Genomic DNA, 18562 nt, shown 5'->3' with positions numbered 1-18562 from the left:
ATTAGAATTTCAATCCGTTTTCACGAGCTGCATCAGCCAAAGCTTTCACACGTCCGTGATATAGATATCCACCGCGGTCGAACACCACTTCTGAAATACCTTTAGCGTTTGCACGTTCTGCAACGAGTTTACCGACAGCAACGGCTTGTTCAGTTTTAGTTCCTTTTGAAACTTCTTTGTCAAGAGTTGAAGCACTTGCGAGCGTTACACCCGCTACGTCATCAATCACTTGAGCGTAGATGCCTGTATTAGAACGGAATACGTTCAAACGTGGGCGATCAGCAGTTCCAGAGAGTTTTCCGCGAACGCGACGATGGCGTTTTTGGCGGAGTTTGTTTTTATCTGGTTTTGAAATCACAGTTTTCACCTCTTTAGTTTTAAATCGTGTGCTATGCACAAAGTTGGAAAATAGGTTGGTGGTTGAGAATCAACCACTCAACATTATTTACCTGTTTTACCTTCTTTACGGCGAACGAATTCACCAACGTAACGGATACCTTTACCTTTATATGGTTCTGGTGAACGAAGGCTACGTACGTAAGCAGCTGTTTGACCAACTACTTCTTTTGAAATTCCGCTAACAACGATTGTTGTTGGGTTTGGAAGTTCAAAAGTAATTCCTTCTGGAGCTTCAACTTCGTCTGGATGAGATTTACCAACAGCCAAAACAAGTTTAGATCCTTGAAGTTGTGCACGGTAACCAACCCCGCGCATTTCAAGTTCTTTCTTGAATCCTTCTGATACACCAATAACCATGTTGTTCAAAAGGGCACGAGTAGTTCCGTGGATAGTTTTCATTTCTTTTGAATCGTTTGGACGGTGAAGAGTTACTTCAGTACCTTCCACACGGATTTCAATATCTTTTGAGAACTCACGAGTAAGTTCTCCTTTAGGTCCTTTTACAGTTACAACGTTGTCATTGTTAGTGAGTTCAACACCAGCAGGCAACACGATAACTTTATTACCAATACGTGACATGTTTATTTTCTCCTGTTAAATTGTCAGGCCAGAAAGGCCAGTTTTCACGGGGTTCAGATACTTATTTAGTTCAAGAGCTGAACTGAACACGCTCTAACGAGCTTTGTATCTTGATTTGAGTTCGAGCTAAGAATTTGGTGAAAAAGATAAGTTTGTCTTGGAGCATCGCTCCTGCTACAAACTTCCTATTTTCACTGCATTCTTTTAACGCTCTCACATCATCAATTACCAAACGTAAGCGATAACTTCTCCACCAACATTCTTTTGGCGTGCTTCTTTATCAGTAAGCAAACCTTCAGAAGTTGAAAGGATAGCAATTCCAAGTCCGTTAAGAACTTTTGGAAGGTCTTCACGTTTTTTGTAGACACGAAGTCCTGGTTTAGAAACACGTTTCAAGTTAGTGATAACTTTTTCACCGTTTGGTCCGTATTTAAGGAATACACGGATGATGCCTTGTTTGTCATCTTCGATGATTTCAACGTTTTTTACAAAACCTTCGCGTTTAAGGATTTCAGCAATCCCTTTTTTGATGTTTGATGCAGGTACTTCAAGTACTTCGTGTTTCGCTTGGTTAGCGTTACGAATACGAGTTAGGAAGTCTGCGATTGGGTCAGTCATAACCATTTTGTTTTTCTCCTCTTACTAGTAGTTTGCAAGTTGCACTTGCTAGTTAATACATGATACAAAGAGCGTAACAGCAAGAGCAAAAATAGGCAATTTGATGCAGGAGCGATGCTCCAAAGAAAATTGGTCTTTTTTGCCAAAGCTGTAGCTCGTGTTCAAATTGGCAAGCCCAACTGAACCCGGGCTAAACTCTGTGTGAAAAAGATAAACTTTCCTAGAAACTTCAGTTTCTTCGTCAAGTTTCCTATTTTCACTTAGAGTTTTGACGCCCTTGATATCTTAAATTACCAAGATGCTTTTGTTACACCAGGAATTTGTCCTTTGTAAGCTAATTCACGGAAGCAAACACGGCAAAGTTTAAATTTGCGGTAAACTGAATGTGGACGACCACATTTTTCACAACGAGTATAAGCTTGAGTAGAGAACTTCGCTGGACGTTTGTTCTTAGCAATCATTGATTTTTTAGCCATTAGATTTACCTCCTATATTATTTTGCAAAAGGCATTCCAAGGCCTGTAAGCAATGCACGTGACTCTTCGTCAGTGTTAGCAGTTGTTACGATAACGATGTCAAGACCACGAGTTTTGTCAACGTCATCGAAGTTGATTTCTGGGAAGATCAATTGTTCTTTCACACCAAGTGTGTAGTTTCCGCGTCCATCAAATGATTTTGTTGGAACACCGTGGAAGTCACGTACACGTGGAAGTGAAACTGAAACCAATTTATCCAAGAATTCGTACATACGTTCACCACGAAGGGTAACTTTTGCACCGATCGCAACACCTTCACGAAGACGGAAGCCGGCGATTGATTTTTTAGCTTTAGTGATAAGTGGTTTTTGACCTGAGATAAGTGCCAATTCTTCAGCAGCTTTTTCAAGGCTTTTAGCGTTTGATACAGCTTCACCAACACCCATGTTCAAAACGATCTTATCTACTTTAGGCACAGCCATCACTGATGAGTAGTTGAATTGTTCTGTCAAAGCAGGAACTACTTCATTAAGATATTTTTCTTTTAAACGATTTGCCATTATACTTCTCCTTTCCTTCGTGATTAATCAAGCACTTCGCCTGATTTTTTGTTGTAGCGAACTTTTTTACCGTCTACAAATTTGTAACCAACACGACCAGCTACACCATTTTTGTCCAATACTTGAACATTTGATACGTGGATAGCTGCTTCTTTCTCGATGATACCACCTTGAGGAAGTTCGTTAGTTGGACGTTGGTGTTTCTTAACGATGTTAACACCTTCAACGATAACTTTGTTTACTTTTGGAAGGGCAGTAAGGACAACAGCTTCTGTTCCCTTATCTTTACCAGCGATTACGCGAACTTTGTCGCCTTTTTTTACAAACATTAGGTTTCTCCTTGACTTTTCTTACGCCCATAAGGGCACCCTGGAGGTAAATCCAGGGGACTAGTTTGTTTCTAAAAATTAAAGTACTTCTGGAGCAAGTGACACGATCTTCATGAAGCCACCTTCACGCAATTCACGTGCAACTGGACCAAAGATACGTGTTCCGCGAGGAGTTTTGTCTTCACGGATGATAACTGCTGCATTTTCGTCAAATTTGATGTATGAACCATCAGCACGACGAGCACCTGATTTAGTACGAACGATAACTGCTTTAACAACGTCACCTTTTTTAACCGCACCACCAGGAGTAGCTTGTTTTACAGATGCCACGATAACATCACCGATGTTTGCAAATTTACGTCCTGAACCACCAAGAACTTTGATAGTCAAGATTTCGCGAGCACCGCTGTTGTCTGCGACTTTCAAACGAGTTTCTGTTTGAATCATTTCAGTTTTCTCCTTTCAGGTTTGATTAGATGATGACCGCTTCTTCAACAACTTCTACAAGACGGAAACGTTTTGTAGCTGAAAGCGGGCGAGTTTCCATGATACGTACGATATCGCCTTCTTTGGCAACATTGTTTTCATCATGAGCTTTGTATTTTTTAGAGTAGTTAATACGTTTACCATAGACTGGGTGGTTACGTTTTGTTTCAACTACAACTGTGATTGTCTTGTCCATTTTGTCAGATACAACACGTCCAACAAGAACTTTACGATTATTGCGTTCCATTGAAATTTCTCCTTCCCTAGTCTATTATTTCGCTTCAGATTGAACTGTTTTGATACGAGCGATTTGTTTTTTAACTTCTTTCAAGCGAGCTGTTTGTTCCAATTGACCAGTAGCAGCTTGGAAACGAAGTTCAAACAATTCTTTTTTCAATTCGTTTTCGCGCTTCGCGAGTTCTTCTTGAGAAAGACCACGAAGTTCTTTAACAAATTCTTTTACTTCATTAAGTTTCATGCCTTCTCCTTATTCTGCTTCACGTTTTACGAATTTACATTTAACTGGCAATTTGTGGCTAGCAAGACGAAGCGCTTCGCGTGCAATCTCTTCAGATACACCAGCGATTTCGAACATCACTTTACCACGTTTAACTGGTGCTACCCAACCTTCAGGTGCCCCTTTACCAGATCCCATACGTACACCGATAGCTTTAGCAGTGTATGATTTGTGTGGGAAGATTTTAATCCAAACTTTACCACCACGTTTCATGTAACGAGTCATGGCGATACGAGCAGCTTCGATTTGGCGGTTAGTGATCCAGTGGCTAGTTGTAGCTTGAAGACCGTATTCACCAAATGCTACTTCTTTTCCACCTTTTGCTTCACCGCGCATTTTTCCACGGAATTCACGACGGTGTTTAACACGTTTAGGTACTAACATTGGTTATTTACCTCCTTTAGTGTTTTTGCGAGCTGGAAGAACTTCACCACGGTAGATCCATACTTTAACACCAAGTTTACCGTATGTAGTATCTGCTTCTTCCCAAGCGTAATCGATATCTGCACGAAGTGTGTGAAGTGGAACAGTTCCTTCAGAGTATCCTTCAGCACGGGCGATATCTGCACCGTTCAAACGACCTGATACTTGAGTTTTGATTCCTTTAGCTCCAGCACGCATTGCACGTTGGATTGCTTGTTTTTGTGCACGACGGAAAGCAACACGTTGCTCCAATTGACGAGCAATTCCTTCACCTACAAGGTGAGCATCCAAATCAGGTTGTTTGATTTCGATGATGTTGATGTGTACTTGTTTTCCAGTCAATTTGTTAAGTTTTGCACGGAGTGCATCAACGTTTGCACCACCTTTACCGATAACCATACCTGGTTTAGCAGTGTGAAGTGAAACGTTAACTTTGTTTACTGCGCGTTCGATTTCGATAGTTGAAACTGCTGCGTCAGCAAGTTCTTTTTGAACGAATTTACGGATTGCAAGATCTTCATGAAGGTAATCCGCGTATTCTTTTTCAGCATACCATTTGGCATCCCAATCACGGATGATGCCGACACGCATACCAATTGGATGTACTTTTTGACCCACGATTTTACCTCCTTATTTTTCTGCAACAGCTACAGTGATATGAGCTGTACGTTTGTTGATTGGTGAAGCTGAACCTTTCGCACGTGGACGGAAACGTTTCATAGTTGGTCCTTCGTTTGCGAATGCTTCAGATACTACCAAGTTAGCTTTATCCAAACCAAAGTTGTTTTCAGCGTTAGCTACAGCTGAGTTCAAAACTTTCAAGATGATTTCAGCAGCTTTGTTTGGAGTGAATGTCAAGATTGCGATTGCATCGGCTACGCTTTTACCACGGATGTTATCAAGAACAAGACGTGATTTACGAGGTGAAACACGTACTGTACGAGCCATTGCTTTAGCTGAAGTAATTTCTGCCATTTATGTTCTCCTTATTTTCTACGTGTTTTCTTGTCGTCTGCAGCGTGACCTTTGTAAGTACGAGTTGGTGCAAATTCACCAAGTTTGTGACCTACCATGTCTTCTTGAATGTAAACAGGTACGTGTTTACGTCCGTCATAAACTGCAATAGTGTAACCAATGAAACTTGGGAAGATCGTTGAACGACGTGACCAAGTTTTAATAACTTTTTTCTTTTCGTCGTTAGCTTGAGCTTCAACTTTTTTCATCAAATGCTCATCGACGAAAGGTCCTTTTTTAAGACTGCGTCCCATTTTTATATTTTCTCCTTTAAATGTTGTACCACAGCGGCTTGCGCTCACATGGAGCGCTACCGAGCTGGCGGATTTACTAGTTACTTAAGCGACTAGTTTAATATTATTTCTCGTTGCGACGACGAACGATAAGTTTGTCAGATTTCGCTTTCTTGTTACGAGTTTTAAGACCAAGAGCAGGTTTGCCCCATGGAGTAGATGGTGCTTTACGACCAACTGGTGCTTTACCTTCACCACCACCGTGTGGGTGATCGTTAGGGTTCATTACAGAACCACGAACTGTTGGGCGGATACCTTTCCAACGGCTACGTCCTGCTTTACCAAGGTTTACAAGTCCATGTTGTTCGTTTCCGACAACACCAACTGTAGCACGGCAAGTTCCAATAATCATACGAACTTCACCTGATTGAAGACGAACAAGAACGTATTTACCTTCTTGACCCAATACTTGAGCAGATGCACCAGCAGCACGTACCAATTCACCACCACGACCTGGTTTCAACTCGATGTTGTGGATCAAAGTACCAACCGGGATGTTAGCAAGTGGAAGAGCGTTTCCGACTTTGATATCTGCTTCTGGACCTGAAACGATACGTTGACCAACTTCAAGACCTTTTGGAGCGATGATGTATGCTTTCACACCGTCAGTGTAGTGTACAAGAGCGATGTTTGCAGAACGGTTTGGATCGTACTCGATTGTTTTAACAACTGCTTCAACGTTGTCTTTGTTCCGTTTGAAGTCAACCAAACGGTAGAAACGTTTGTGTCCACCACCTTGGTGACGAACTGTGATACGACCGTTGTTGTTACGACCAGCCTTGCTCTTCAATGCAACAAGCAATGATTTTTCAGGAGTGCTTGTTGTGATTTCAGCGAAATCCAAAGAAGTCATATTACGGCGACCGTTTGTTGTTGGTTTATAAACACGAATTCCCACGATATTTCCTCCTTAGATTATTCAGCTTCAGCAGCAAACAACTCGATTGCTTTAGAATCAGCTGTAAGTGTGATGATAGCTTTTTTAGTTTTGTTAGTAAAACCAGTGTAACGTCCAACACGTTTAGCTTTTGGTTTTACGTTGATTGTGTTAACATTAGCAACTTTAACACCTTCGAAAGCAGCTTCAACAGCTTGCTTGATCAAAAGTTTGTGTGCACGAGTGTCAACTTCAAATACATATTTTCCTGCTTCAAGTTGAGCCATTGAGCTTTCAGTGATGACAGGTTTTTTGATAACATCATACAAATTCATTATGCAAGAACCTCCTCGATTTTAGAGATAGCTGCTTGAGTAACAAGAAGTTTGTCACTATTTGCGATGTCAAGAACACTTGCAGTTGTAGCAGTCGCAACTTTCACGTTTGGAAGGTTACGAGCTGAAAGAGCTGCGAATTCGTTTCCTTCTTCAAGAATAACAAGGACTTTAGAATCGATGCTCAAAGCTGCAAGAACTTTTGCAAATTCAGCAGTTTTTGGAGCTGTAAATTCAAGAGAATCAACGGCTACAAATTTATTTTCAGCAACTTTTTCTGAGTAAACAGATTTAAGCGCAAGGCGACGAACTTTTTGAGGAAGTTTGTACGCATAGCTACGTGGAGTTGGTCCGAAGACGATTCCACCACCACGCCATTGTGGAGAGCGGATAGAACCTTGACGAGCACGTCCAGTTCCTTTTTGACGCCATGGTTTGCGTCCGCCACCTGAAACAGCTGAGCGGTTTTTAACTGCGTGAGTTCCTTGACGAAGGCTAGCACGTTGGCTGATGATCACATCAAACACAACAGATTGGTTTGGTTCGATACCAAAGATTGCATCGTTAAGAACAACTTCGCCCGCTTGTTTACCAGTTTGGTCGAATAATGTTACATTTGCCATTTTGACTGTATTCCCCTTTCCTTATTATTTACCAGCTTTAACTGCTGATTTGATAGTGATAAGAGATTTCTTAGCACCTGGTACGTTACCTTTGATAAGGATAACGTTCTTTTCTGGAACAACTTGTACAACTTCAAGGTTTTGAATTGTTACGCGGTCACCACCCATACGTCCTGCAAGGTTTTTACCTTTGAATACGCGGTTAGGTGCAACAGGTCCCATAGAACCTGGACGACGGTGGTAACGAGAACCGTGAGCCATTGGTCCACGTGATTGTCCGTGGCGTTTGATAACACCTTGGAAACCTTTACCTTTAGAAGTACCAGTTACGTCAACAACGTCTCCGGCTGCGAATGTTTCAACTGTGATTTCAGCACCAACTTCCAAGCCTTCAACGTTTTTGAATTCACGAATGAAGCGCTTAGGAGCCGTGTTAGCTTTCGCTACATGTCCTTTAGCAGGTTTGTTGCTCAATACTTCGCGTTTGTCATCGAAACCAACTTGGATAGCGTTGTATCCGTCTGTTTCAACAGTTTTAACTTGAAGAACAACGTTTGGAGTTGCTTCAATAACTGTTACAGGGATCAATTCGCCAGCTTCAGTGAAGATTTGAGTCATTCCCACTTTTTTCCCTAAGATTCCTTTTGTCATGAGAAAATAGTTCCTTTTCTATATTTTTTATTCAAAAAGTTTTTAACGAGCGTTTTTTATGCTCAAGTCTAAGATACAAAGGGCGTCAAACTCAAAGTGAAAATAGAAAACTGACGCAGTGTCTAGCAGACACTAGGAAGTTTGTCTTTTTCACACCGAGTTTAGCTCGTGTTCAATTAAATTGAAACACCAGCCTCTGCTCTTTTATATTTTAGATTAAAGTTTGATTTCTACGTTTACACCACTTGGAAGATCCAATTTCATCAAAGCATCAACTGTTTTTTGAGTTGGGTTAACGATATCGATCAAACGTTTGTGTGTACGCATTTCAAATTGTTCGCGAGAGTCTTTGTATTTGTGAGTCGCACGAATGATTGTGTAGAGGCTACGTTCAGTTGGAAGTGGGATTGGACCCGCAACTTGTGCACCTGTACGAGTAGCTGATTCTACGATTTTTGCAGCCGCTGTGTCAAGCGTACGGTGTTCGTAAGCTTTCAAACGGATACGGATTTTTTTGTTTGCCATCTTTTTCTCCTTTTCGTCTATTTAAGATAATAGGCTAGCTCCACAAGAAAACCGACGCGGTGTTGCGTGGCAATGCAACCGAGCGTGTCGCAACCTCTTGCATCAAAGCTAAGGCTGTAATTTACAGCACCATAATAGAATAACACAAAGCCCCTGCGATTGCAAGGGATTTGTTGCTGTTTTTTCGTTTTTTTACGATGAAACTGTTTTCCTATTTTTTCTTTTTAAAATTAGGGATTTTCTTCTATATAAACCGACTCCTCTTGACCTCAAATTTATCTTCTGATTGTTTCACTAGAATGTCCGCCTCTGACTCGGTTTCTTTATAGTAGTGTAGATATTGCTCCCGTCTCATCTGATGGCTAACCAATATAAAGGATGCATCGCGATTTCTCACTGTCGTATCTCGATCTAGACGCCTTTTTAATTCGGTCTCCTCATCCGTGTAGAAACAGATGGTTTTGTCAAAGAGTTCCTTTGGCAGAAAGCCAACAGACATCCCTTCGACAATCAGAATTGGCTTTGCTCCAGACAAGACCTCACTAGCCTTCCAAGGTTCTTCAATTGTTAAGACATCCATACCCGCCTGCAATGCGTGAATATCTCTCCGCAAACTCGCCAGTTCATGCGCCACTGGCAGACAGGCTGTCACCTTTTGATTTGGCGCGTCCTTTGGTACAACCAGATGGCGTCCTGAGGTTATATAAGGATCTGTTTCTAGCAAATTTACTGTAGTAGAATCTAAAGCTTGGTACAATTCCTGTGCAAAGGTTGATTTACCTGAAGCTCCATGACCATATATACCCAGTGTCCTGACTTTTCCCGTTTCGATCTCTGAGACTAGTTGGTCTACTAAGTCTTTTCTCTTCATTCTCTCTTCACCTGTTCATAGCTTTCTTTTCCGTCATTAAGTTTGTCCCAAATCACTACTTGCCCACTTTTGAGGGATTTTTGCACATCGATAATTCTTTGGTTTGAAGATCCGCGGAACTGAAGCATAAGATTTCTCTTAGTTCGATCGTATCGTCCATCTACAAGGATGTCAATTAGCGATAAGAGTTCCAGTTTGTCTGGAGTCTCCAGCATCATTTCTTCCCAAGTGTAGCCCGTCCAGGACCAGATGTCCTTGTCTGGCAATTCCTTCCGAATGCGCTTAACGAGTGGCAAGAGAATCCCAGTATTGAGAAAGGGCTCCCCTCCCAGCAAGGTCAATCCTTGAACATAGGGCTGGGCAAGATCTGCCATGATTTGCTCTTCTAATTCTGCTGTGTAGGGAATTCCTGCATTGAAAGACCAAGTCGCAACATTATAACATCCCTCGCAGTGAAACATGCAGCCTGATACATAGAGGGAGTTCCGCACACCTTCTCCATCTACAAAGTTAAAGGCCTTGTAGTCAATGATACGCCCTTGACTGAGTTCCTCGCTTTTCCATTCTTGTGGTTTTGGATTATTCATTCGCTACCTCTATCCAATAACGCTCGACTCCATTACGAACATCCTCAATGAGACCTCCATTTGCTAGAATGACTGCTCTACTAGCAGGATTATTCACGCTACAGGTCACCAGAGTTCTCTTGATGTTCTTTTCCTTAGCAACTTGCAAGCCCTGACGGAGAGTTTCCTTAGCATAACCCTTGCCTCTTTCTGATGGACGAATGGAGTAGCCGATGTGGCCAGCATAATTCAGTAAACCCTCATTCAGTCTCAATCGCAGATTCAAAAATCCTAGAGCATGACCTGCATCATCAAATGATACAAATTGAATAAAAGGAACACGATTTTCAGGCAAGTTTATTCCCATTTCTTTTTGCATATTTGTTTCCAACCACTCTTCATACACAAAGTTCTCTGTATCCCAAAATCCGCCATCATGGGCTGATTGGCTCTTTTCAAACTCTGCCATCATCTCTAAAACTGTTTCTTTATCTGCTAATCTTGGTCTGCGTAATTCCATCCTTACCTCCCACTATGAGAAAAGCGAGAGCTGACTCTCACTTTTATTTCTTCTTATTCTTATTTAAAAATTGTTCTCTGAGGTTGAGCAAGCGTTCTTTCTTACCAGCTCCACCTTTAGAGTGTTTCTCGTGATAACGGGTCACTTGTGCACGCCCCTTATCGTCTAATTGATATTTTCCCATTTCATTTCTTTCTAATTGGTTACTTGGTGGCCAGCTATTTTAATCGTTGAGCCATTCATATGTTTGACACGCGCAGCGATTTCCTTGTGACGCCCATTGACCATCGGTCTCGCTTGAGGATTGCCTAGATAGCCACAAGTCCGTTTAACAACGTCTACTGTTTTTGGGTCGCTATTGCCACAGTTTGGACAAGCAAAGCCCCTCTCAGTTGGTTCAAAATCCCCTTCAAAGTCACACTTATAGCAACGGTCAATTGGTGTATTGGTCCCTAGATAGCCGACACGGTCATAGGCATAGTCCCAGACAGCTTCCAAGGCTTTAGGATTTTGCTGAAGGACTGGATACTCACAATAATGGATGAAACCACCTGACGCACCTGCTTCTGGATAGACTTTCTCAAAGTCTAATTTTTCAAACGGTGTTGGATTTTTACGAACATCATAGTGGAAAGAATTGGTGTAGTATTCCTTGTCTGTAATATCAGGAATAGAGCCAAACTTGTCTGTATCTAGTCGACAGAAACGGTCTGTCAAGCTTTCGGACGGTGTTGAGTAGATAGAGAAATGGTAGCCATATTGGTCAGACCACTCTTCTACACGGCGTTTCATATCACGAATGATATCCAGCGTGAATTCCTTGGCTTCTGGATTGTGTTCCCAGCTGTTACCAAAGAAAACTGTCGCTACTTCGTACAAACCGATATAGCCTAGTGAAACTGTCGCACGACGATTCTTAAAGAGCTGGTCAACATTTTCTTCTTTACCTAGACGATGGCTAAAAGCACCGTACTGATAAAGGATAGGAGCATTGGCTGGCGTCGCCTCTTTAGTGCGTTCGACACGGTAAACCAGAGCATCTTCCGCAATGTTCATACGCTCGTTGAAGATTTCCCAGAACTTATTCATATCGCCCTCAGACTCGAGGGCAATACGAGGAAGGTTGACCGTCACAACACCTAGATTCATCCGACCCGAATTAACTTCTACACCATTCTCGTCTTTCCATCCTTGGAGGAACGAACGGCAACCCATAGGCACCTTAAAAGAACCTGTCAAGTCGACAATCTTATCGTAAGACAAGACGTCTGGGTACATCCGCTTGGTTGCACACTCAAGAGCCAACTGCTTAATGTCGTAGTTGGGAGTTCCTTCTTCCAAGTTAAGACCTCTTTTAAGCGTAAAGATGAGCTTAGGAAAGATGGCTGTACGGTGTTCTGAACCAAGACCCTTGATACGAATGTTTAAAATAGCTTTTTGAATTTCACGCTCAAAACGGCTAGTTCCTAGACCAAAACCTAGCGAGGTAAAAGGTGTTTGTCCATTTGAAGTGAAGAGGGTGTTGATTTCATACTCAAGGGATTGCATAGCATCGTAGATGTCTTTTTGAGTTTTCTTCCAAGCGTAATCTTCCCGTTTTTCAGGCAAGACCCATTCTTCTGCATCTTTGAGGTGTTTTTGGTAGTTCTTCTCTGCATAAGGCGCCAAGACTTCATCGATACGGTCAGCTGAACAACCACCGTACTGGCTAGAAGCCACGTTGGCGATGATTTGGGAAATCTGAGCTGTTGCAGTCTGGATAGACTTGGGACTTTCTACCTCTGCATTTCCAATCTTAAAACCATTTTCCAACATCCCCTTGAAATCAATCAAACAGCAGTTGGTCATCGGTGTATAGGGACTGTAGTCCAAATCGTGATAGTGGATATCCCCCTTTTGGTGAGCATTGGCTACGTGCTTAGGAAGCATTTGGAGTCCAATTGACTTTCCAACAATCCCTGCTGTCAAATCACGTTGGGTGTTGAAGACATCGCTGTCTTTATTGGCATTTTCGTTAACAACCGCCTGGTCTTTGTTGAGAAGTTTATGGATACTAAAGTTGATATCTGTCGCTTTCGAGCGTTCAAAATCCCTCTGTGTCCGATAAGTAATATACTCCTCAGCAAGCGCATATTCTTTGGCTTCAAGCAATTCATGTTCTACGATATTTTGAATTTCGTAAATCTTAACCCCCTGTGGAAAGCGACTATGAATTTCTGTGACAATTCGCTCAGTCAGAGCATTGAGGCGTTTTTCAACCAAGGGTGTCACATCCATAACCTTGTCTGCCGCCTTGTGGAGAGCTTTGTCAATCTTATCCACATCAAATACAACACGTCTCCCATCTCGTTTCTCGACGAAGAGAGTTGGCAAAATTGTAATTTTTTCTTCTAGTGCAATCATATGCATGCTCTTTTCTAAAATATTCTTTCTAAAAAGTATTATACCACTCTAAAAAGAAAAATCAATATCTTGTGTTAAAAATCCTAAAATTTTTAAAAATACACAAGATATTGATTTTGTTATTTGATTTTATAGACTTTAAACTCTGAGTAATCAGTCTTTACTTGTTGGTAATTTTCTTTTAAGAGTGTTTCCACTTCAGACCACACTGGCACCTTATCATTCACCACAATCACCTTAGGTTGTTTTTCTTTCAAGTCATTAAGTAACTTATTCCGATTTTCCTCAGTTGCTGTATAGTGCATCGGAGACAAAATCGCCGATGGCGACAAGCGCTCACTCTTACGATAAAGAGTCGCAGTATCATCCCATGCATAGATAGCATCTTCCGTACTTATCTCCTCTTTCACCAAATCAGCAAGATGATTACGTTCTTGATAAGGTACCGGATAAAGGACAAACTTCATCAAAAAAGGAACAGACAAAAGATAGACAAGCCCTAAAACTGGCAGATATAGATTTCCTTTGAAGAAACGACTCCATAGGCTAACTGGCGTTTCTCTTCGTCTTCTTCTAACACTACGCCCCCTCTGTTGACTCTTAATATTGGTTACCAATAAAAGTAGGAAAACAGGAAAGACGACCATCAAATAGGAAGCGTGCAGAGGCGCTTGTGAAAAGAAAAGCAAAATCAAACCTAAAATTGTCACAAGACTTGCAGGAACCGAAATGACGTATAGTTTAGAGAGTTTAGATTGAAAGAGACCTAAAAAGATACAAACCACAAATCCCAAACCAAGGGACAACAAGCCATAAAAAGCCATATTCTCTAAAATTTTAGAAGTGAAATCAAAGCGAATACTGTCAATAGGATAACGAATACCACTAATGGCATCCCCAAAACTTCCTGTTGCAACACTATAGTAGGCAGTTGGATAAAAGACCAGTGAAAAACCTAAAGCCACTGCAAGAAACTGATAAAGCCCATGTGCAAAGCGTCTATGCCCAAGGTTAAAGACCAACAAGCCTAAACTCACTACAGCAATAAACAGAAGCGATGCCAAGGGAGCAAAGAAAAATCCACCCGCCAAAGCCAGCCCAATCCGTACAAATCCCTTATCATGGCTTGGATTGCTTAGATAAGCCGCAACTAAACTAAAGGCCGCGAATAAGAAAGGAAGCGCTAAAAGAGTCGCATAACCTCCACCAAAAGCAAGACCTGTAACTAGCATGTAAAAAATAGTCACCACTTGTCCAGCTTGGTCTCCTTGCTCTGTCAAGGTGTCCGCTGATCTAAAAAGGAAAAATCCTCCTGCTACCAAGGCTAACCACTCAAAAATGGCAAAGAAAAATCCGCCCTGAGTCACGTAAGTCAGCAAATAATAAAGCAAACCTTGACTTCCATAATAGTCGCTGTAAATCTTCCCTGTCTGATGAAGGGCCCAACCTGCATAAAAATCCTGCACTTCCTGTGCACTCATTAAATCGAGTAATAGCGGTACTCCTAGAGTTATCCCCGTTACAAGCGTACTCCATAGTAAAATTTTTACCAAAGGAAGACGACTTGATTCACGATGATGCGATTCTTGTTCGATTTGGTATTCTAGAGGTTCACGATTCTCCTGATGAACTTCTTCTACTCTACCATACACACTCATATCGTTTCTCCTATTCAATTTATCTGTCTTAGTATATCAAAAAGTCCTAGGATTGTCAGCTTGCGATGGCTGTTTGAGCGATTTTTTGCATAGTTTCACAAAGGTTTCAATTTCTCGAAAGCGGTGTAAATGTGTCTGTTTAAATGACATGATATAATCCAATTCTTTCTGAGTCAGCATCGTCCCTCCTACATCTTCTTATTCGTAAAAGGCAAGAAAAATAGGACTGGTTTGTGTCCTCAGTCCTAGATTTCTTATAAGATTGGAGCGAATAACTGGGCGATTTCTTTTACAAGTTTTTGATACCAGCTCGTTTTGATAGAATGAGGATAGACTTCCTGAGAATCTGCAAATATATTTTGAAAATCTCGGGCGATTTCCATTATAGAAGGAGTTTTATAGAGTAAGACTGCATTTTCATAATGGTGTACCAAGCTTCGGTAGTCGAGATTGATTGTCCCCACCACCGCAAAATCTTCGTCTACCAACATCTGCTTACTATGAATAAAACCTGGACTATACTCATAAATTCGAACACCAGCAGAAAGAAGGTCTGGATAAGCGCCTCTTGTGACTAACTGAATGAACTTCTTATCTGGTATGTAAGGGGTGATAATTCGAACATCGACCCCTCTCATAGCAGCATTTTTGATTGTCTCCGTTAAATCATAGTCTATGATCAAATAAGGTGTCGTAATATAGACCGATTCCGTTGCTTGATTGATTAAACTCTGATAAACCTTTTTCCCTACCTGCGTTCGAAAAATTGGCTTGGGTCCACTTCCGTATGGAATGGTTAAACCGTCACTTGGGATAGAATGATTTTCTAAATGATATTGATCAAAATCACTAATCTCTCCTCGATTGATGTACCAAGTGGTTAAAAACAAGCGTGTCAGGGCTTTTACTGCTAGTCCGTCCAAGCGAATTCCACTATCCTTCCAATAACCAAATCTCTCGACGTGGTTAATGTACTCATCGGCTAAGTTAATGCCTCCTGTATAAGCTATCTGACCATCAATAATCAATATTTTTCTATGATCTCTGTTATTATAGGCCACTGTCAAACGAGGAATAACTTTATTGAATTTATGGGCCTCGATGCCCAGCTGACGAAGTCGATGTGCATAATCTCCTGTTAAAGTAGCCATACAGCCAATATCATCATAGAGCAGTTTAACTTCAATGCCTTGAGCGACCTTTTGCTCCAAGATTTCTAGAATACGATTCCACATCAAACCTTCTTCTATAATGTAATATTCCAAGAAGATAAATTTCTCAGCCTTTTTGAGATCTTCTACCATCTTTTTCCACATAGCTTCTCCGTTAGGAAAAAATGTAGAGACAGTTTGATCATAGACATCGGCATTGGTATCCATACTCAACAAGGACTTGATGACGCCATAAGCTGCCTTGTCACTTTCTTTTAATTCCTCTTTTAGTAGCTGGCTATTTGCTTCTTGGAAATGCATGGAGCCTAGCTTCTTCAGTTGTTTGATTTCTTTTTTGGACAATCGCCTCTCACCAAACATCAGATAGAGCAAGGGGCCAAATACTGGCACAAAGGCTACTAATAACCAGGTTACCTTATTCTCAGGAGTCGTATTACGGTTGACTATCGAAATGATTGTGATGATACTCAGTAGAATGAGGACAGTAATCCATAAAATGGGGGCCATGCGCCCTAAATAAAGAAAGAGACCAAAAACCAGACAAAGTTCAAGTAGCATAATCGAAAGACTAAAGCCATACTTGGACATCAATAATTGAAATTTTCTATATTTCATATCCCCTCCTTGATATTTTGAATGCTAAAAACAAGTAATTGATACTAGTATAACTCAGGTATTCGATAGAAGGCAAGTATTTATGATTATTTTCTAGGTAAAAGTAAAAAGACTGGAAAATCCAGCCCTTCTTACTTGCATAGTCTTATTTAGTTAAAACGATTTGATCCGATGGGTCTCTATCCATATCGTCTACGACGATTTGGTTACCGTTTACAGTGTAAATTTTGACATCATCGCCAATAATCATGCGTTGATTTGCTGCATCAAATGTGACCTGTTTGACTTTCTGATCCCCGTCAGATTCGAGCTCAGTCCATGTACCAGTCGTTCCAGTGACCACTAAAGTGATACGGTCTCCGTCATCTTGGCCTGTATAAGTCCCATCAATATCAGTCGGTTGAGCAACAGGTTGGTTCTGTACTGGAGCCGCTTGATTTTGATTACTTCCCGCATTTGCAGTATTGGTATTCTGTTGAGCAGGTTGTTGAGCAGGTTGTTGGACCTGCTGCTTAGCCACAGGCTGTTGAACTGGTTGTGTTCTTTGGGAACAAGCAACTAGCAAAGATACACTCGCTAAAGAAACAATAGAAAGTGCTGCTGTTTTGAATGTCATAATAAATGTCCTTTCTCTTGCCATGCTAGAAAAATAGATTTTCCTTAGCCAGCAATTCATCTAGTATAACAAGTTCAAAAAAGGAGTTCAATTCATCTGCTCATGCCCCAGTAGGTAGCCCCGTACTTCTGAGATAAAATAGAGAGACCCTGTAATGAATAACAAGTCCTGCGTATCTGCTCTTTCTTCAAAACTGCTGATAAATTCTCGGTAAGAAGAAACTATATCGTAACCTGTCACATCCCTTTCGTCCAAAGCTCCCTGATAGTCAAAACCAGTCACCTTGAGTTCCACCTGAGGCAAATTCTCAGTCAGATAAGCCAACATCCCTTGATAATCCTTACGTTTCAAGGCTCCAAATAGGATTTGAGGACGATAGCCTTCCTGCTCTTTTTCTTTGATAAACTCCACCAGGCGAGTCAAGGCAGGAAGGTTATGAGCACCGTCCAAGTAAATCTGAGGACAAATACGCTCCAAACGGCCAGCCCAATGGGTCTTCTCCAAAGCCTTTCTTACAACCTGCTCATCAACAGATTCCTTTCTTTCTCCCATAAAAAGAAGAAAAGTTTGCAACGCCAAGGCTGCATTTTCCTGCTGATAAGCTCCTTCTAAGCCTATTTTCAACTGCGAAATATTTAGTAAAGAACTTGAAAAATCCCCATTCAGCATTGAAAAATCCTGACCTGCCTGATAAAGGTCAACAGCTAAAGATTCGGCTTTTTTCTGACAGACAAGCCTAGCTTCTGGAGGCAATTTCGCAATCACTGCCTTTTTACCAGCCTTAAAAATACCTGCTTTCTGCTCTGCAATTGCTGCTACACTGTCACCCAGAGTCTCCTGATGGTCAAGTCCAATGGAAGTAATGACAGCAAGCTCTCCAGTTACCACATTAGTCGTGTCTAGTAAACCACCAATTCCCACTTCTAGTAAAACCAAATCCACCGCTTGCTCCCTAAAGTAGAGAAAAGCAATCAAGGTCAGCAATTCAAAAAAGGACAACTGATCATGGGTTTGCAGAAGCGTTTTTTCCATCTCCTTGACCTGCTCAGCTAAACGGATAAAGTCTGCGTCTGCTATAGGTTGTCCATTAATGCAGATTCGATCATTAATAGAGACGATATGAGGGGAGGTAAAGGTCGCAACTTTTTTGCCATGCCCCATAAATAACTCCCTCATAAAAGCAATGGTAGAACCTTTCCCATTAGTCCCAGTGACGTGGATAATAGGATAAGACTTCTCGGGATTCCCCAACAAATCCACCGCTTGTTGCATTCGGCCCAAACCTGATCGAAAATTCAAACCAATCCGACTATGGAGCCATTCTTCTACTTCAAACATATACATCTCCTTGACAAAAGTCTAATCAATTATCTAGCAAAATTCCGTAGATAACAAAAAATGAGGTCAGGATTTTCGTCCCGACCTCTTACCTGGTT

The 18562-nt window shown here is 41.4% G+C and carries 27 protein-coding genes; all 27 read right to left on the bottom strand.

Annotation, left to right across the window (positions count from 1 at the left end; genetic code table 11):
• Window position 1: 1 nt before the first annotated feature.
• Window positions 2-358, bottom strand: coding sequence for a 50S ribosomal protein L18 (gene rplR, locus HT720_RS06080; RefSeq protein WP_000624044.1), 357 nt, complete (start codon window positions 356-358; stop codon window positions 2-4).
• 83 nt (window positions 359-441) lie between these two features.
• A complete protein-coding gene (rplF, locus tag HT720_RS06075; protein WP_004269753.1) occupies window positions 442-978 on the bottom strand; it encodes a 50S ribosomal protein L6 in 537 nt (178 codons plus the stop codon).
• A gap of 225 nt (window positions 979-1203) precedes the next feature.
• A complete protein-coding gene (gene rpsH, locus HT720_RS06070) occupies window positions 1204-1602 on the bottom strand; it encodes a 30S ribosomal protein S8 (RefSeq protein ID WP_000245504.1) in 399 nt (132 codons plus the stop codon).
• A gap of 284 nt (window positions 1603-1886) precedes the next feature.
• Window positions 1887-2072 (bottom strand): type Z 30S ribosomal protein S14, encoded by a 186-nt coding sequence (locus HT720_RS06065; RefSeq protein WP_001085697.1) that lies wholly within the window; start codon window positions 2070-2072, stop codon window positions 1887-1889.
• Between the two features lie 17 nt (window positions 2073-2089).
• Entirely contained in the window at window positions 2090-2632 is a 543-nt protein-coding gene (rplE, locus tag HT720_RS06060; protein WP_000013542.1) for a 50S ribosomal protein L5, read from the bottom strand.
• A gap of 23 nt (window positions 2633-2655) precedes the next feature.
• Window positions 2656-2961 carry a 50S ribosomal protein L24 gene (gene rplX / locus HT720_RS06055; RefSeq protein ID WP_000497691.1) on the bottom strand — a complete coding sequence of 102 codons (306 nt, stop codon included), beginning with the start codon at window positions 2959-2961 and terminating at the stop codon, window positions 2656-2658.
• A 78-nt stretch (window positions 2962-3039) separates the two neighbouring features.
• Window positions 3040-3408: a 50S ribosomal protein L14 gene (rplN, locus tag HT720_RS06050; protein ID WP_000616545.1), complete on the bottom strand. Its 369-nt coding sequence runs from the start codon at window positions 3406-3408 to the stop codon at window positions 3040-3042.
• Between the two features lie 25 nt (window positions 3409-3433).
• Window positions 3434-3694, bottom strand: a complete 261-nt coding sequence (gene rpsQ / locus HT720_RS06045) for a 30S ribosomal protein S17 (protein ID WP_000440801.1) — start codon at window positions 3692-3694, stop codon at window positions 3434-3436.
• A gap of 24 nt (window positions 3695-3718) precedes the next feature.
• Window positions 3719-3925, bottom strand: coding sequence for a 50S ribosomal protein L29 (rpmC, locus tag HT720_RS06040; RefSeq protein ID WP_000772918.1), 207 nt, complete (start codon window positions 3923-3925; stop codon window positions 3719-3721).
• 9 nt (window positions 3926-3934) lie between these two features.
• Entirely contained in the window at window positions 3935-4348 is a 414-nt protein-coding gene (gene rplP / locus HT720_RS06035; RefSeq protein WP_000960946.1) for a 50S ribosomal protein L16, read from the bottom strand.
• A gap of 3 nt (window positions 4349-4351) precedes the next feature.
• Entirely contained in the window at window positions 4352-5005 is a 654-nt protein-coding gene (gene rpsC / locus HT720_RS06030; RefSeq protein ID WP_000529936.1) for a 30S ribosomal protein S3, read from the bottom strand.
• Window positions 5006-5017: 12 nt separating this feature from the next.
• Window positions 5018-5362 (bottom strand): 50S ribosomal protein L22, encoded by a 345-nt coding sequence (gene rplV, locus HT720_RS06025; RefSeq protein ID WP_000818137.1) that lies wholly within the window; start codon window positions 5360-5362, stop codon window positions 5018-5020.
• An 11-nt stretch (window positions 5363-5373) separates the two neighbouring features.
• Complete coding sequence (rpsS, locus tag HT720_RS06020; protein ID WP_000533766.1) at window positions 5374-5655, bottom strand: 30S ribosomal protein S19; 282 nt, start codon at window positions 5653-5655, stop codon at window positions 5374-5376.
• Window positions 5656-5758: 103 nt separating this feature from the next.
• Window positions 5759-6592 carry a 50S ribosomal protein L2 gene (rplB, locus tag HT720_RS06015; protein ID WP_173274969.1) on the bottom strand — a complete coding sequence of 278 codons (834 nt, stop codon included), beginning with the start codon at window positions 6590-6592 and terminating at the stop codon, window positions 5759-5761.
• A 17-nt stretch (window positions 6593-6609) separates the two neighbouring features.
• Entirely contained in the window at window positions 6610-6906 is a 297-nt protein-coding gene (locus HT720_RS06010) for a 50S ribosomal protein L23 (RefSeq protein WP_001055347.1), read from the bottom strand.
• A complete protein-coding gene (rplD, locus tag HT720_RS06005; RefSeq protein ID WP_000024549.1) occupies window positions 6906-7529 on the bottom strand; it encodes a 50S ribosomal protein L4 in 624 nt (207 codons plus the stop codon). The genes HT720_RS06010 and rplD overlap by 1 nt, the downstream gene beginning before the upstream one ends.
• A 24-nt stretch (window positions 7530-7553) precedes the next feature.
• A complete protein-coding gene (gene rplC / locus HT720_RS06000; protein WP_000160197.1) occupies window positions 7554-8180 on the bottom strand; it encodes a 50S ribosomal protein L3 in 627 nt (208 codons plus the stop codon).
• Between the two features lie 216 nt (window positions 8181-8396).
• On the bottom strand, window positions 8397-8705 hold the full coding sequence (gene rpsJ, locus HT720_RS05995) for a 30S ribosomal protein S10 (RefSeq protein WP_001284513.1): 309 nt from the start codon (window positions 8703-8705) through the stop codon (window positions 8397-8399).
• Between the two features lie 244 nt (window positions 8706-8949).
• Window positions 8950-9576 (bottom strand): phosphoribulokinase, encoded by a 627-nt coding sequence (locus tag HT720_RS05990; protein WP_173274968.1) that lies wholly within the window; start codon window positions 9574-9576, stop codon window positions 8950-8952.
• Window positions 9573-10163, bottom strand: coding sequence for an anaerobic ribonucleoside-triphosphate reductase activating protein (gene nrdG / locus HT720_RS05985; RefSeq protein WP_001064217.1), 591 nt, complete (start codon window positions 10161-10163; stop codon window positions 9573-9575). Before nrdG ends, HT720_RS05990 begins: the two co-directional genes overlap by 4 nt.
• The gene (locus HT720_RS05980) at window positions 10156-10662 is read right to left on the bottom strand and encodes a GNAT family N-acetyltransferase (protein WP_173274967.1); all 507 of its coding nucleotides are present in this window, start codon (window positions 10660-10662) and stop codon (window positions 10156-10158) included. Before HT720_RS05980 ends, nrdG begins: the two co-directional genes overlap by 8 nt.
• A gap of 43 nt (window positions 10663-10705) precedes the next feature.
• Complete coding sequence (locus tag HT720_RS05975; protein ID WP_000521618.1) at window positions 10706-10846, bottom strand: hypothetical protein; 141 nt, start codon at window positions 10844-10846, stop codon at window positions 10706-10708.
• Between the two features lie 11 nt (window positions 10847-10857).
• Window positions 10858-13065 carry an anaerobic ribonucleoside-triphosphate reductase gene (gene nrdD, locus HT720_RS05970; protein ID WP_173274966.1) on the bottom strand — a complete coding sequence of 736 codons (2208 nt, stop codon included), beginning with the start codon at window positions 13063-13065 and terminating at the stop codon, window positions 10858-10860.
• Between the two features lie 119 nt (window positions 13066-13184).
• A complete protein-coding gene (locus HT720_RS05965) occupies window positions 13185-14723 on the bottom strand; it encodes a damage-inducible protein CinA (protein WP_173274965.1) in 1539 nt (512 codons plus the stop codon).
• Window positions 14724-14977: 254 nt separating this feature from the next.
• Complete coding sequence (cls, locus tag HT720_RS05960; protein WP_173274964.1) at window positions 14978-16510, bottom strand: cardiolipin synthase; 1533 nt, start codon at window positions 16508-16510, stop codon at window positions 14978-14980.
• A 145-nt stretch (window positions 16511-16655) separates the two neighbouring features.
• On the bottom strand, window positions 16656-17126 hold the full coding sequence (locus HT720_RS05955; RefSeq protein WP_240156324.1) for an SP_0198 family lipoprotein: 471 nt from the start codon (window positions 17124-17126) through the stop codon (window positions 16656-16658).
• Between the two features lie 87 nt (window positions 17127-17213).
• The gene (locus tag HT720_RS05950; RefSeq protein ID WP_173274962.1) at window positions 17214-18464 is read right to left on the bottom strand and encodes a folylpolyglutamate synthase/dihydrofolate synthase family protein; all 1251 of its coding nucleotides are present in this window, start codon (window positions 18462-18464) and stop codon (window positions 17214-17216) included.
• Between the last annotated feature and the right edge of the window lie 98 nt (window positions 18465-18562).

Source organism: Streptococcus sp. 68 (assembly GCF_013277415.1).
Taxonomy (GTDB): Bacteria; Bacillota; Bacilli; order Lactobacillales; family Streptococcaceae; genus Streptococcus.
The sequence above is the reverse complement of the archived record's forward strand: the minus strand, read 5'-3'. Positions and strand labels throughout refer to the sequence as shown.

What these genes read in the sequence shown, in the direction of transcription:
- rplC (WP_000160197.1), bottom strand. Translation starts at nt 8,180, where the DNA reads ATGACAAAAGGAATCTTAGGGAAAAAAGTGGGAATGACTCAAATCTTC.
- rpsH (WP_000245504.1), bottom strand. Translation starts at nt 1,602, where the DNA reads ATGGTTATGACTGACCCAATCGCAGACTTCCTAACTCGTATTCGTAAC.
- rplD (WP_000024549.1), bottom strand. Translation starts at nt 7,529, where the DNA reads ATGGCAAATGTAACATTATTCGACCAAACTGGTAAACAAGCGGGCGAA.
- cls (WP_173274964.1), bottom strand. Translation starts at nt 16,510, where the DNA reads ATGAAATATAGAAAATTTCAATTATTGATGTCCAAGTATGGCTTTAGT.
- rplF (WP_004269753.1), bottom strand. Translation starts at nt 978, where the DNA reads ATGTCACGTATTGGTAATAAAGTTATCGTGTTGCCTGCTGGTGTTGAA.
- rpsJ (WP_001284513.1), bottom strand. Translation starts at nt 8,705, where the DNA reads ATGGCAAACAAAAAAATCCGTATCCGTTTGAAAGCTTACGAACACCGT.
- rplE (WP_000013542.1), bottom strand. Translation starts at nt 2,632, where the DNA reads ATGGCAAATCGTTTAAAAGAAAAATATCTTAATGAAGTAGTTCCTGCT.
- HT720_RS06065 (WP_001085697.1), bottom strand. Translation starts at nt 2,072, where the DNA reads ATGGCTAAAAAATCAATGATTGCTAAGAACAAACGTCCAGCGAAGTTC.
- nrdG (WP_001064217.1), bottom strand. Translation starts at nt 10,163, where the DNA reads ATGAATAATCCAAAACCACAAGAATGGAAAAGCGAGGAACTCAGTCAA.
- rplP (WP_000960946.1), bottom strand. Translation starts at nt 4,348, where the DNA reads ATGTTAGTACCTAAACGTGTTAAACACCGTCGTGAATTCCGTGGAAAA.
- rplN (WP_000616545.1), bottom strand. Translation starts at nt 3,408, where the DNA reads ATGATTCAAACAGAAACTCGTTTGAAAGTCGCAGACAACAGCGGTGCT.
- HT720_RS05975 (WP_000521618.1), bottom strand. Translation starts at nt 10,846, where the DNA reads ATGGGAAAATATCAATTAGACGATAAGGGGCGTGCACAAGTGACCCGT.
- rplV (WP_000818137.1), bottom strand. Translation starts at nt 5,362, where the DNA reads ATGGCAGAAATTACTTCAGCTAAAGCAATGGCTCGTACAGTACGTGTT.
- HT720_RS06010 (WP_001055347.1), bottom strand. Translation starts at nt 6,906, where the DNA reads ATGAATTTGTATGATGTTATCAAAAAACCTGTCATCACTGAAAGCTCA.
- rpsS (WP_000533766.1), bottom strand. Translation starts at nt 5,655, where the DNA reads ATGGGACGCAGTCTTAAAAAAGGACCTTTCGTCGATGAGCATTTGATG.
- nrdD (WP_173274966.1), bottom strand. Translation starts at nt 13,065, where the DNA reads ATGATTGCACTAGAAGAAAAAATTACAATTTTGCCAACTCTCTTCGTC.
- rpsQ (WP_000440801.1), bottom strand. Translation starts at nt 3,694, where the DNA reads ATGGAACGCAATAATCGTAAAGTTCTTGTTGGACGTGTTGTATCTGAC.
- HT720_RS05965 (WP_173274965.1), bottom strand. Translation starts at nt 14,723, where the DNA reads ATGAGTGTGTATGGTAGAGTAGAAGAAGTTCATCAGGAGAATCGTGAA.
- rplX (WP_000497691.1), bottom strand. Translation starts at nt 2,961, where the DNA reads ATGTTTGTAAAAAAAGGCGACAAAGTTCGCGTAATCGCTGGTAAAGAT.
- rpmC (WP_000772918.1), bottom strand. Translation starts at nt 3,925, where the DNA reads ATGAAACTTAATGAAGTAAAAGAATTTGTTAAAGAACTTCGTGGTCTT.
- HT720_RS05955 (WP_240156324.1), bottom strand. Translation starts at nt 17,126, where the DNA reads ATGACATTCAAAACAGCAGCACTTTCTATTGTTTCTTTAGCGAGTGTA.
- HT720_RS05990 (WP_173274968.1), bottom strand. Translation starts at nt 9,576, where the DNA reads ATGAAGAGAAAAGACTTAGTAGACCAACTAGTCTCAGAGATCGAAACG.
- HT720_RS05950 (WP_173274962.1), bottom strand. Translation starts at nt 18,464, where the DNA reads ATGTTTGAAGTAGAAGAATGGCTCCATAGTCGGATTGGTTTGAATTTT.
- HT720_RS05980 (WP_173274967.1), bottom strand. Translation starts at nt 10,662, where the DNA reads ATGGAATTACGCAGACCAAGATTAGCAGATAAAGAAACAGTTTTAGAG.